General features: G+C 62.4%; 11 protein-coding genes. 7 read left to right on the forward strand and 4 right to left on the reverse strand.

Annotated elements, in window-relative coordinates; genetic code table 11:
• Window positions 1–134 precede the first annotated feature (134 nt).
• From ASD04_RS02220 to aat, 5 genes are all read left to right on the forward strand, one after another.
• On the forward strand, window positions 135–1,004 hold the full coding sequence (locus ASD04_RS02220; RefSeq protein WP_056251854.1) for a DsbA family protein: 870 nt from the start codon (window positions 135–137) through the stop codon (window positions 1,002–1,004).
• Between the two features lie 261 nt (window positions 1,005–1,265).
• Window positions 1,266–1,703, forward strand: a complete 438-nt coding sequence (aroQ, locus tag ASD04_RS02230) for a type II 3-dehydroquinate dehydratase (protein WP_056251859.1) — start codon at window positions 1,266–1,268, stop codon at window positions 1,701–1,703.
• 34 nt (window positions 1,704–1,737) lie between these two features.
• On the forward strand, window positions 1,738–2,232 hold the full coding sequence (gene accB / locus ASD04_RS02235; RefSeq protein WP_056251861.1) for an acetyl-CoA carboxylase biotin carboxyl carrier protein: 495 nt from the start codon (window positions 1,738–1,740) through the stop codon (window positions 2,230–2,232).
• A gap of 10 nt (window positions 2,233–2,242) precedes the next feature.
• On the forward strand, window positions 2,243–3,589 hold the full coding sequence (gene accC, locus ASD04_RS02240) for an acetyl-CoA carboxylase biotin carboxylase subunit (RefSeq protein ID WP_056251864.1): 1,347 nt from the start codon (window positions 2,243–2,245) through the stop codon (window positions 3,587–3,589).
• Window positions 3,590–3,749: 160 nt separating this feature from the next.
• Window positions 3,750–4,391 (forward strand): leucyl/phenylalanyl-tRNA--protein transferase, encoded by a 642-nt coding sequence (gene aat / locus ASD04_RS02245; protein WP_056251868.1) that lies wholly within the window; start codon window positions 3,750–3,752, stop codon window positions 4,389–4,391.
• Here the strand turns inward: aat and ASD04_RS02250 are convergent.
• The 4 genes from ASD04_RS02250 to ASD04_RS02265 all read right to left on the reverse strand — a co-directional run bounded on the left by ASD04_RS02250 (window position 4,375) and on the right by ASD04_RS02265 (window position 6,688).
• On the reverse strand, window positions 4,375–4,869 hold the full coding sequence (locus tag ASD04_RS02250) for a GyrI-like domain-containing protein (RefSeq protein WP_056251870.1): 495 nt from the start codon (window positions 4,867–4,869) through the stop codon (window positions 4,375–4,377). The two genes, aat and ASD04_RS02250, sit on opposite strands and share 17 nt — an antisense overlap.
• A gap of 105 nt (window positions 4,870–4,974) precedes the next feature.
• Window positions 4,975–5,760 (reverse strand): SDR family NAD(P)-dependent oxidoreductase, encoded by a 786-nt coding sequence (locus tag ASD04_RS02255; protein ID WP_056251873.1) that lies wholly within the window; start codon window positions 5,758–5,760, stop codon window positions 4,975–4,977.
• Window positions 5,761–5,865: 105 nt separating this feature from the next.
• Window positions 5,866–6,246: a DUF2155 domain-containing protein gene (locus tag ASD04_RS02260; RefSeq protein ID WP_244488241.1), complete on the reverse strand. Its 381-nt coding sequence runs from the start codon at window positions 6,244–6,246 to the stop codon at window positions 5,866–5,868.
• A gap of 55 nt (window positions 6,247–6,301) precedes the next feature.
• Window positions 6,302–6,688, reverse strand: a complete 387-nt coding sequence (locus ASD04_RS02265) for an NADH:ubiquinone oxidoreductase subunit NDUFA12 (protein WP_056252818.1) — start codon at window positions 6,686–6,688, stop codon at window positions 6,302–6,304.
• Between the two features lie 823 nt (window positions 6,689–7,511).
• Between ASD04_RS02265 and ASD04_RS02270 the strand changes: the two genes are divergently transcribed.
• Entirely contained in the window at window positions 7,512–11,234 is a 3,723-nt protein-coding gene (locus ASD04_RS02270) for a vitamin B12-dependent ribonucleotide reductase (RefSeq protein ID WP_056251878.1), read from the forward strand.
• A gap of 24 nt (window positions 11,235–11,258) precedes the next feature.
• Window positions 11,259–12,020 carry a hypothetical protein gene (locus ASD04_RS02275; protein WP_056251881.1) on the forward strand — a complete coding sequence of 254 codons (762 nt, stop codon included), beginning with the start codon at window positions 11,259–11,261 and terminating at the stop codon, window positions 12,018–12,020.
• Window positions 12,021–12,136 lie beyond the last annotated feature (116 nt).

Consider the following 12,136-nt stretch of genomic DNA (forward strand, 5'->3'; position numbering starts at 1 on the left):
AGAGGGCCTAGCCGCTTCCGTCCTTGCCCTCAACAACAATTGATGCGGCCGTCAGTCCCATATTCACTCCCTGGTGCCAAAATGGCGTCGTGTCTGCTAGAAGGCTGGCCGACCATCCAATGGAGCCACACGTCATGTCGCGCGTCACTCTTGCTCTTGTCGCTCTCGTCGGCATTCTTGCCGGGGCCCTTGGCTATGCGGCCGTCAGCAGGCCGGCGCCGCAAACCGATGCCGTGGCGGTGCAGGCGCTGATCGACGAGGCGATTTCGGCCTATGATGCCAAACGCCTCGTGGAAGCCAGCGCGGCGCCCCAGGACGTGGCGGCGATCGATCCGGAAACGCTCAATCCGCTGATCGAATCCTACCTGATGAGCGACCCCAAAATCCTCCAGCGCATGTCGGTGGCGCTCGATACCACGCTGCAGGCTGAGGAGCGCAGCCAGGCCACCACCGCTATCGCCTCGATGCAGGAGGCCATCTTCAACGATCCGGGCCAGGTTGTGCTCGGCAATCCGCAGGGCGACGTCACGCTGGTCGAGTTCTTCGACTACAATTGCGGCTATTGCCGCGCCGCCCTGCCCGACATGGCGACGCTTCTGGCCGAAGACCCCAACCTGCGCGTCGTGCTCAAGGAATTTCCCATCCTCTCCAATGAGTCGATCGACGCTGCCCGCGTCGCCGTGCTGGTTGGCGATGCCGATGTCGACTACTGGACCTTCCACGAAACCCTGTTCACCAGCCGCAGCCAGGTGGACAAGCAGGTGGCCCTCGCCGCCGCCGCCGATCTGGGCCTGTCGCCGGTGTCGCTCGAACTCGACATGGGGACCGAGGCGGTATCGCAGACCATCCAGACCTCCTACGAGATCGCCCGCGCGCTCAACATCACCGGCACCCCGACCTACATCATCGGCAACGAGATCATCCCCGGCGCCATCGGGCTGGACGAATTGCGCGCCCGCATCGCCAATATGCGGGCCTGCGGCGAGACGCAGTGCGAGGGGTAGCGCCGCTCTTCCCCTCTCCCCTTGAGGGAGAGGGATGTTCTTCCGCGTTCAGCGGAAGAACGGGGTGAGGGGTGCTGCGCCCTCCCATGCTTTGATGCTCAAGGATAGCGCAGCACCCCTCATCCGCCCTTCGGGCACCTTCTCCCTCAAGGGGAGAAGGGAGAAGCTAACTCCCACTTCTGCCGTGTTCTTTGCCTTTTCGGTGCATTTCGTATAACCGGACTTGCGCCGGCCGGAAGCGCCGGTGCAAAAGGCAAAATCATGGCTAAACGCGTTCTCGTCCTCAACGGCCCGAACCTCAATATGCTCGGTACCCGCGAGCCCGACATCTATGGCGCCGCAACGCTTGGGGATGTCGAGGCGCTGTGCAAGACGACCGGCGCCGAGTTCGGCCTCAGCGTGGATTTCCGTCAATCCAACCATGAAGGCGAGCTGGTCACCTGGATTCAGGAGGCCCGCAACACCGCCGATGCCATCCTCATCAACCCGGCTGCCTATTCGCATACCTCGCTGGCCATCCACGATGCGCTCAAGGGTGTCGGATTGCCGGTTGCCGAGGTTCACATCTCCAATATCCACCAGCGGGAAGCGGTGCGGCACCACTCTTTTGTGTCGTCCGTCGCCTTTGGCGTCATTTGCGGCTTTGGCGTCACCGGGTATAGACTGGCGCTGATAGCGCTCGCCGAAAAACTCAAATAACGATCAACGCGTGCTGCGCGGGAGACCGACAAGAATGACCAAGTCATCGCAAGTGGATCAGGATCTGATCCGGGCCATTGCCGAGCTGCTCAACAAGGAAAATCTCGCCGAGATCGAGATCGAGCAGGAGGACTTCCGGGTCCGCGTCACCCGCTCCTACGCCAATGAAGGCGTGACCTATGCAGCGCCGCCGCAGCATTACGTGCCGCAGCAGGCCGCCGCTCCCGCTCCGCTGACGCCGGCCGGTTCCGTGCCATCGGCCGCTCCCGCCGCCGCCGAAGACCTCGCCTCCAATCCGGGCACGCTGACCTCTCCCATGGTCGGCACCGCCTATCGTTCGCCCGAACCGGGCAAGCCGACCTTTGCCGAAGTCGGCACCAAGGTTACCGAAGGGCAGACCCTGCTTATCATCGAGGCGATGAAGACGATGAACCAGATCCCGGCGCACCGCTCCGGCACCGTCACGCGCATCCTCGTCCAGGATGCCCAGCCGGTGGAATACGGCGAGCCGCTCGTCGTCATCGAGTAAGGGGGACCTCATGTTCCAGAAGGTCCTCATCGCCAATAGAGGCGAAATCGCCCTGCGCATCCTGCGCGCCTGCAAGGAACTGGGCATCCAGACCGTGGCGGTCCACTCCACCGCCGACGCCAATGCCATGCATGTGCGCCTGGCCGACGAAAGCGTCTGCATTGGGCCGCCAGCGGCCAAGGACAGCTATCTCAACATTCCCTCGATCATGGCCGCCTGTGAGATAACCGGCGCCGATGCCGTGCATCCGGGCTATGGGTTCCTCTCTGAAAACGCCCGTTTCGCCAAGATTTTGACCGAACACAAGGTGACCTTCATCGGTCCTTCGTCGCACCATATCGAGATCATGGGCGACAAGATCACCGCCAAGAAGACCGCCGTGGAGCTCGGCATCCCCGTGGTTCCCGGCTCGGCCGGTGCGGTCGAGAGCGAGGACGACGCCAGGAAGACCGCCAGGGAAATCGGCTATCCGGTGCTCATCAAGGCAACCGCCGGTGGCGGTGGGCGCGGCATGAAGGTGGCGCAGACCGAAAAGGACGTGCTGGTCGCCTGGTCGACCGCCCGCTCCGAGGCCAAGGCCGCCTTTGGCAACGATTCCGTCTATATGGAAAAATACCTCGGCAAGCCGCGCCATATCGAGGTGCAGGTGCTGGGTGATGGCCAGGGCAATGCCGTGCATCTGGGCGTGCGCGACTGTTCGCTGCAGCGCCGCCACCAGAAGGTGTGGGAAGAGGCCGGTGGCCCCACCATCCTGCCCGAAGAGCGCGACAAGATTGGCGAAATCTGCGCCGTGGCCATGCGCAAGCTCAAATATTCGGGCGCCGGCACCATCGAGTTCCTGTACGAGAACGGTGAATTCTACTTCATCGAGATGAACACCCGCCTGCAGGTGGAACACCCCGTCACCGAGCGCATCACCGGCATCGACATCGTCTATGAGCAGATCCGCGTCGCCTCTGGCGAGAAACTCTCCATGGCGCAGAAGGATGTGCAGTTCTACGGCCATGCCATCGAGGTGCGCATCAATGCCGAGGACCCGCAGACCTTTGCGCCCTCGCCCGGCACCATCACCTTCTACCATCCGGCCGGTGGCGTCGGCGTGCGCGTCGATTCGGCGGTGTATCAGGGCTACAAGATTCCGCCCTACTACGATTCACTCATCGGCAAGCTCATCGTCTATGGCCGCACTCGCGACGAATGCCTGCAGCGCCTGCGCCGCGCGGTCGATGAATTCGTGGTGGATGGTGTCAAGACCACGCTGCCGCTGTTCCAGCGCCTGATCAAGGAACCGGATATCCTGACCGGCAACTATGACATCCACTGGCTGGAAAAGTATCTGGCGGCGAACAAGGTTTAGTGCGGCATGCCCCTCTTCACCTCTCCCTTTGGGGGAGAGGTCGACCCTCTTGGGTCGGGTGAGAGGGCCTTTGCTGGATACGGTGCGTGGTAAAGGCCCCCTCACCCGGCGCTGTGCGCCGACCTCTCCCCCAAAGGGAGAGGTGTAGAAGGGAACCCAGATGGCCCGGCGACAAGACCCCTTCGATATCGAGATCACCCCCGAGCTGATCATGCGCGCCTATCGCGCCGGCATCTTTCCGATGTCGGAGGATGCGGCGGATGAGAACCTGTTCTGGGTCAGCCCGGAAATGCGGGGCATCATTCCGCTCGATGGCTTCCGTCTGTCGACCAGCCTGCGCAAGGCGATCCGCAAATCGGGCTACACGGTCAAGGTCGATACCGATTTCGAGGCGGTCATCGAGGGCTGCGCCACTGTCGGCGCGGATCGCGACACCACCTGGATCAACCGCACCATCCGCTCGGTCTATGGCGAGCTGTTCCGGCGCGGCGTGGCGCATACGGTGGAGGTGTGGGACGGGACCGAGCTGGCCGGCGGGCTCTATGGGCTGGCCATCGGCGGCGCGTTCTTCGGGGAATCGATGTTCCACCGCCGGACCAATGCCAGCAAGATGGCGATGGCCCACCTGGTCGAACGGCTCAGGGCCGGCGGCTTCGTGCTGCTCGACACCCAGTTTGTCACCGACCATCTGGCCTCGCTGGGGGGCGTCGAGATTCCGCGCAGCGCCTATGAGGAGCGCCTTGCCGAAGCGCTCCCCATCCATGGCGACTGGTCTGCCTGGGACGCTACGGCTTCAGCCTGAAGGCGAGTTCGGTCACCGGATGCCCGGAAGGGTCTTCGCCGGGATCCTTGTGGTAGATTTCCATCCTGACGGCGTTGATGAAATTGTCGCCATCGGGCACTCCATCGAGCTGGTAGCCGTTGGCCTTGGCCCAGTCGCCGAGCGTCATGTTGGCACCGTGCAGTTCGTGATAGGGCACGGTTGCGGTAAGCGAAGCATATTTGCCGCCGGGAATGGTGCCGGTGGCGAAACGGCCCTCGGGTTTGAGCACGGTGACAGTCGGCATGCCCACCTGCATTTCCATCATGTCACCGGGGAAGAAGGTGACGTAGTTGAAAAACGGCGCGCCGGTGAGTTCACCGCCCTGCCCCTTCACCCATTTGATGACGTCCTCGATCAATGGCGGCGCCTGCCGCGAAATTTCCGGCTGGCGCAGCGTCAGCAGGATGGCGGCATAGGGCTGGGGCGTCTTCTCGACGATCCTGGGTTCGGTCAGCATTGTTCCTGGTCTCCTCTTGTCGATGATGCAGACTGGACCGGGCCATCCACCGCAGCTTGATCGGGCTTGCGATCTTACCTCGCCTTTGGAGGAGAAGCAGGAAGGCTAGTCCACCAGGGCGCCGCCGGTGGCATTGGCCAGCGTCGCGGTCATGCCCGCCGCCAGGTCGCTCGACAGCAGGACTGCGGCATCGGCCACCTGGGCCAGCGCCGTGACCTTGCGCAGTGGCGTATCCTTGGCGAATTCGCGATGGACCTCGTCGAAGGTGATGCCGAGTTCGTTGGCGCGCAACTGCCAGGCCTCGCGCACGCCCGGAGCATCGGGCGAACCCGGCGACCGCACCCAGCAGACGCGCACGCCCTGCGAGCCGTTTTCCATGCCAAGCTGGCGCAGGTAATTCTCGACTGCCGCACAGGCCACGCCGAAACCGCCGACATACGGCACCGGCCAGCGCCCCACATTGGCAGTGATGCCGACGATGACGCCCCCGCCATTGTCGCCCATATGGCGTGCCACGGCGGCGCCGGTATGGAACCAGGTGGCCATCGCGGTCCGGATCGGGGCCAGCATGCGGTCGAAATTCATGTCGGTCAGCAGTTCGCCCTGGGTATCGTCCCAGGATACGCCATTGAACATCAGCCTGACCGGCCCGGCCTTGGCGGCAACATCGGCCAGATGCGCCTCGATACCGGCCCTGTCGGTAGCGTCGACCAGGGTGACTTCGGCCCTGCCCCCTGTGGCCCGGATATCGGCGGCAACGGCGTCGAGGCTTGTGCGATGGCGCGCCGCGAGGAACACATGCGCCCCCTCGCGCGCATAGGCTCTGGCGACCGCGCCACCGACCGCACCGCTGCCACCGTAGACGATGGCGGTCTTGTCCTTGAGCAACATGAATACCTCCCGGCTTGCCGCAGCACAGTGCTGCGCTGTCCCGAGGTCAAGGACGGCCGGGCGTCGAGGATTCCGACAGTGATTCCGACGACATCGGCGCCGGAGCTACCGCTCGTCGGGCGGGGGAACGTCGGTGCTGGTTTTGCACTCGATCAGCCAGACGTCATAGATCGCGTGATCGACGGCGTTGAGCGCCGGACTGTCGGCGAACATCCAGCCGGTGAAGATGCGCTTGGACACACCCGTCAGGCTGCGCTGGTCGACTTCGAGAAAGGCCGATACGCGCTGCGTTTCGGTGGCCGGGCGGTTGTAGCAGGCACGCGGGGTGATCTCGAGCGCGCCGAACAGCACCGTCTCGTCGATATAGACATCGAAGCGGGTTATGCGGCCGGTAATCTTGTCGAGGCCGGCAAAGGTTGCCACCGGATTGGCGATCGGCTGGGCGGCAGCAGGCGTCGCAAGCGCCAGCCCCAGCAGGGGAACCAGCGCTCGGGCCAGGGTCAGGATGGATCGGCTGCTCGGGCGCAAGGCGCCGCGGTCCTTATTCGGGCGACCAGGCGTCGTAGTCACCGGTCACACGCGGGCGTTCGCCCTTGTTGAGCAGGCTGCCATCGGGCCGATAGGCCGCGGCCGTGCCGGTCAGGTTGGGCTCGTGCGGCTTTTCCCAGCCGCGGGCGGCATATTTGGCATCGCTTGGCACGATATCGGTGCGGTGGTGCATCCAGCCGTGCCAGCCGGGCGGAATGGACGAAGCGTCGGCATAGCCGCCGCCATAGGTCACGTAGCGCCGGTCGGCCTTGCGATCCTGGTAGTATTTGTTGCCGAATTCATCGCTGCCGACATAGTCGCCGAAGCGCCAGATCCACAGCCGCGTGCCCCAGGTCTGGCCGCTCCACCAGGAGAAGATTTCAGTGAGGAACTGCTTGATACCGGATTGGGCCACGTGTCGATTCCGCCGTCGAGATATGCGAGTTGGCCGGGTGTAACATGGGTCGCGGACGGAGCCTAGACCGAATTGGCGGCTTGGCTCGACATCGCCACGGCGCTGGGCTTCTGATGGCGCCGACCCATTCCTTCCAGGCAGGATGCGACAGGAATCTCCGCCGCCTCCCCGGAAACTACAATGCTGCCGTCGCGCTGCGGGTCTGGCATGCACAACGCCATGGTGTGCGGACGCCCGACTGACCCACAAGCGCTAGTGTCCATTTGGCGGCGATGAAAATCGGCGAAATTTCTGCGCTTGACAGCTTTCCCGCCGCTCGATTCTGGCTTTCGCCGGCATGGTGAATCGCCGGTTAACAGCGGGTGGTGGCGCGTGATCCTCAAGGATTTCCGTGGCCTTAGCGGGGAGTCTTCGGCCTGGATTTCGGCGCTGAACACACCTGCGGAAAAGCCTCAAATGGCCCAGCCAAGCGCCGTGTTTTCCTTGCAGTTTGTCCCCGTAATCCACATATTACCCCTACTAGTGGTTGTCGTGATGCTCATCCCGACCACTAGACCTTGTGATTTGTTGCGTTGACGCGGCTGCTGAATCGGAGGAATGTTTTCGACGGTCCGGTGCAGTTTCTGCGGCGGGCAAGCCCCGGGTAGGAGCGCTGGCAAAAGACCGGTGCCGAGCCCGGGCAACAGGCAAGATTTTCGAGCCCGCCTCCCGGGCTCGGTTGGTGAAGCGTCAAGACAGATTTGGGTGAGAAGCCGGGTTTCGGCTCGCGGGCATTCGTGTGCTCGTTCTATTGGGGAATACGACGACTATGCACATCGAACGCCGGTTCACGACTGCCAATGAAGACCGCTACGGGTCCATCGAATTCCGCTCGGCCACGAGCGAGATTCGCAATCCCGACGGCTCGGTCGTCTTCAAGCTCGAGAACATCGCGATCCCGGCGGCCTGGAGCCAGGTTGCCGCCGATATCATTGCGCAGAAGTATTTCCGCAAGGCCGGCGTCGCCAAGGTTCTCAAGAAGGTCGAGGAGAATTCCGTTCCCTCCTGGCTGTGGCGCTCCGTTCCCGACGAGGCTGCGCTGGCCAAGCTCCCCGAAGCCGAGCGCTATGGCTCGGAAATGGATTCTCGCCAGGTCTTCGACCGCCTCGCCGGCACCTGGACCTATTGGGGCTGGAAGGGTGGCTATTTCGCCTCCGAGGAAGACGCCCTCGCCTTCCGCGATGAACTCGCCTTCATGCTCGCCACCCAGCGCGTGGCCCCGAACTCGCCCCAGTGGTTCAATACCGGCCTGCATTGGGCCTATGGCATCGACGGCCCCGGCCAGGGCCACTTCTATGTCGATCCCTTCACCCACAAGCTGGTCAGCTCCAAGAGCTCCTATGAGCACCCGCAGCCCCATGCCTGCTTCATCCAGTCCGTGAACGACGACCTGGTGAACGAAAACGGCATCATGGACCTCTGGGTCCGCGAGGCGCGCCTGTTCAAGTATGGCTCGGGCACCGGCACCAACTTCTCGGCCCTGCGCGGCTCGGGCGAAAAGCTCTCGGGCGGCGGCAAGTCCTCCGGCCTGATGAGCTTCCTCAAGATCGGCGACCGCGCTGCCGGCGCCATCAAGTCGGGCGGCACCACGCGCCGTGCCGCCAAGATGGTGGTGCTCGATATCGATCACCCCGATATCGAGGAATATATCAACTGGAAGGTCAAGGAAGAGCAGAAGGTTGCGGCCCTGGTGACCGGCTCCAAGGTGGTCTCCAAACACCTCAAGCTCATCATGAAAGCGGCCGTCAACTGCGAAGGCAGCGGCGACGATTGCTTCGACGTGGCCAAGAACCCCGCCCTCAAGCGCGAAGTCCGCGCCGCCAAGAAGGCGCTGGTGCCGGAAAACTACATTTTCCGCGTCATCCAGTTCGCCAGGCAGGGCTATACCGATATCGAATTCCCGGTCTATGACACCGATTGGGACAGCGAAGCCTATCTCACCGTGTCCGGCCAGAATTCCAACAATTCCGTCCGCGTCACCGATGACTTCCTGCGCGCCGTCGAAGGCGATGGCGACTGGGATCTCAAGGCCCGCTCATCCGGCAAGGTCACCAAGACGCTCAAGGCCCGCGATCTCTGGGAACAGGTCGGCTATGCCGCCTGGGCCTCGGCCGATCCCGGCATCCAGTATCACACCACCATCAACGAGTGGCACACCAGCCCCGAAGCCGGTCCGATCAATGCGTCGAACCCCTGCTCGGAATACATGTTCCTCGACGACACGGCCTGCAACCTGGCCTCGGTCAACCTGCTGCCCTATCGCAATGCCGATGGTTCCTTCAACACGGCCGCCTATGAGCATACCGTGCGCCTGTGGACCATTGTGCTCGAAATTTCGGTGATGATGGCGCAGTTCCCCTCGCGCGCCATTGCCGAACGCTCGTTCGAATACCGGACCCTCGGCATCGGCTACGCCAATATCGGCGGGCTGCTGATGACCTCGGGCATTCCCTATGACTCGGCTGAGGGCCGCGCCATTGCCGGCGCCGTCACCGCGATCATGACCGGCGTTTCCTATGCCACCTCGGCCGAAATGGCCAAGGAGCTGGGCGCCTTCAAGGATTACAAGCGCAATGCCAAGCATATGCTGCGCGTCATCCGCAACCATCGCAACGCCGCCCATGGCCATGCTACCGGCTACGAAGCGCTCAGCATCGCCCCGGTGCCGCTCGACCATGCCTCGCTGATCGACGCCAACCTTTCCGAACGCGCCAAGGTGGCATGGGACAATGCCCTGGCGCTGGGCGAAAAGCACGGCTACCGCAATGCGCAGGTCTCGGTGATCGCCCCGACCGGCACGATCGGCCTGGTCATGGATTGCGACACGACCGGCATCGAGCCCGATTTCGCGCTGGTCAAGTTCAAGAAGCTCGCCGGTGGCGGCTACTTCAAGATCATCAACCGCGCCGTTCCCCCGGCTCTGCGCACCCTGGGCTATTCCGAGAGCCAGATTGCCGAAATGGAGGCCTATGCGGTCGGCCATGGCAATCTCAACCAGGCGCCGGGTGTCAATCCGTCTACCCTGCGCAGCAAGGGCTTTACCGACGAGAAGATCGCCGCGCTCAACGCCGCGACCGCCTCGGCTTTCGACATCAAGTTCATCTTCAACCAGTGGACTTTGGGTGTCGATTTCCTCAAGTCGCTCGGTGTTACCGACGAGCAGATGAACGATTTCTCGTTCGAGCTGCTGCCCTTCCTCGGTTTTTCCAGGAAGGATATCGAGGCTGCCAACCTGCATGTTGTCGGCGCCATGACGCTGGAAGGCGCCCCCCATCTCAAGGATGAGCACCTGCCCGTCTTCGATTGCGCCACGCCCTGCGGCAAGATCGGCAAGCGCTATCTCTCGGTCGAAAGCCACATCCTGATGATGGCGGCGGCGCAGCCCTTCATTTCGGGTGCGATTTCCAAGACCATCAACATGCCCAACGACGCCACGGTGGAAGAAGCCAAGGAAGCCTACATGCTGTCCTGGCGCCTGGCGCTCAAGGCCAACGCGCTCTATCGCGACGGCTCCAAGCTGAGCCAGCCGCTCAATTCCTCGGTGCTGTCAGCCGCCGATGAAGACGAGGACGACGACGCGGTCGAAGCCCTCACCGCCATGAATGCCGATGCCCGCGTCCCCGCGATCGCCGAAAAGATCGTCGAGCGCATCATCGAGCGCGAAGTGGAAATCCGCTCCCGCGAGAAGATGCCGGACCGCCGCAAGGGCTATACCCAGAAGGCGGTCGTGGGCGGTCACAAGGTCTATGTCCATACCGGCGAATATGGCGATGGACGCCTCGGCGAGATTTTCATCGACATGCACAAGGAAGGCGCCGCCTTCCGCGCCATGATGAACAATTTCGCCATCGCCATCTCGATCGGCCTGCAATATGGCGTGCCGCTGGACGAATTCGTGGAGGCCTTCACCTTCACCCGCTTCGAGCCCGCCGGCATGGTCATGGGCAATGACCGCATCAAGAACGCGACCTCCATTCTCGATTACGTGTTCCGCGAACTGGCCGTTTCCTATCTCGACCGGGATGATCTGGCCCATGTCAATCCGGACAGCCCGACTTCGCTCGGCAAGGGCGTTGCCGAGGAGAAGGGTGCGCGCGCTGCGGCGTCCGCCCCTGCCCCGGTGCCCGCCGAGCGCTTTGTCTCCCGCGGCATGACCCGCGGCCGCGTGGCCAACAAGAACCTGATGATCGTCTCGGGCGACCAGCCCCAGTTCAACCCGGTCCAGGCCATGCAGACCTCAACCGTGACGGCGCTGCGCTCCGCCACCGCCCTCAAGCAGGACACCCAACTCGCCCCGGCCGCCTTCCCCGCCGCCGAACTCAACCCCATCCCCAGCCCGCCCCCATCCAAGGACGCCGGCCTGCTGCGGGCCGAAGCCCAGATGAAGGGCTATACGGGCGACCAGTGCACCGAATGCCACAACTTTACGATGGTCCGGAACGGCACGTGCTTGAAATGCGATACGTGCGGGACGACGACGGGGTGCAGCTGAGGCCGCTAGTGCCGATTGCTGCCGATGGGTCATAGAACTGCAGAGGAAGCACTCGCTAACGACCAGCGAGTGCTTGGAGCCCAGTATGGTAAAGCATTTCATCATGCGCTCCAAGAACTGTGGCGGGTTTCCGCAAATTGGGATCGCTATGAAACGCTCTACGGGTCGCAGGAAGCCGTCGATATCCTGAACAAAAGTAGCGGTCTTTTTTCTCACGTACTGCAAAACATGCTCTTCGAGCACGTCTTATTGGGCCTATGCCGCCTCACAGACGCACCACAAATGCGGGGCCGCACAAACCTCTCGATAGACGCTTTGCTGCTCCTGGATCCTACACGTCACAAGATAGGACTCAACAGACGGATTAGAGCGGCGAAACTGAAGTGTGCGTTTGCCAGATCGTGGCGCGATAAACACATTGGTCACAACGACTTCGAGCAGATAACGGGACAGGTCAACCTTTTGGCTCGCGCAACGCGCAGAAAGGTCAGTAAGGCAATATTAGCTATCCACGAAGTCTTTAGATGGATTCACGCGCGCTACTTCAAAGGAAACTTGGGATTGTCTTCAATTGGCGATGATGACGCCAATCAAATCCTGCGGGACCTAGCGAGAGCGCAGGCTTTTCGTCAGATGGAACGTAAAGAATTGGAAAAGGGCAACTTTACACCGTTGACCGATTGGGAGAGCAAGTTGCCCGCTAAGGCTGCGGACTGGAACCAGCGATATTCCAGTCGTCTTAAGCCACCTAAGCCGTACCGAGGCAAACTTCCATTGGCGACCTAAGTTGCCTGAGTAGTCATATCAACACCCACGATGTCATTCCGGCGAAGGCCGGAATCCATCCTGAGATGTCTCAGCCTGCCGTAGATGCGGAATAACCTCAGGATGGACCCCGGCCT

Origin of the sequence: Devosia sp. Root436 (genome assembly GCF_001426345.1) — a bacterium.
Classification (GTDB): domain Bacteria; phylum Pseudomonadota; class Alphaproteobacteria; order Rhizobiales; family Devosiaceae; genus Devosia.

Coding starts and splice junctions, on each gene's coding strand:
- ASD04_RS02270 (WP_056251878.1), top strand. CDS start 7,512: ATGCACATCGAACGCCGGTTCACGACTGCCAATGAAGACCGCTACGGG.
- aat (WP_056251868.1), top strand. CDS start 3,750: ATGGCCCGGCGACAAGACCCCTTCGATATCGAGATCACCCCCGAGCTG.
- aroQ (WP_056251859.1), top strand. CDS start 1,266: ATGGCTAAACGCGTTCTCGTCCTCAACGGCCCGAACCTCAATATGCTC.
- ASD04_RS02255 (WP_056251873.1), bottom strand. CDS start 5,760: ATGTTGCTCAAGGACAAGACCGCCATCGTCTACGGTGGCAGCGGTGCG.
- accB (WP_056251861.1), top strand. CDS start 1,738: ATGACCAAGTCATCGCAAGTGGATCAGGATCTGATCCGGGCCATTGCC.
- ASD04_RS02275 (WP_056251881.1), top strand. CDS start 11,259: ATGGGTCATAGAACTGCAGAGGAAGCACTCGCTAACGACCAGCGAGTG.
- ASD04_RS02250 (WP_056251870.1), bottom strand. CDS start 4,869: ATGCTGACCGAACCCAGGATCGTCGAGAAGACGCCCCAGCCCTATGCC.
- ASD04_RS02220 (WP_056251854.1), top strand. CDS start 135: ATGTCGCGCGTCACTCTTGCTCTTGTCGCTCTCGTCGGCATTCTTGCC.
- accC (WP_056251864.1), top strand. CDS start 2,243: ATGTTCCAGAAGGTCCTCATCGCCAATAGAGGCGAAATCGCCCTGCGC.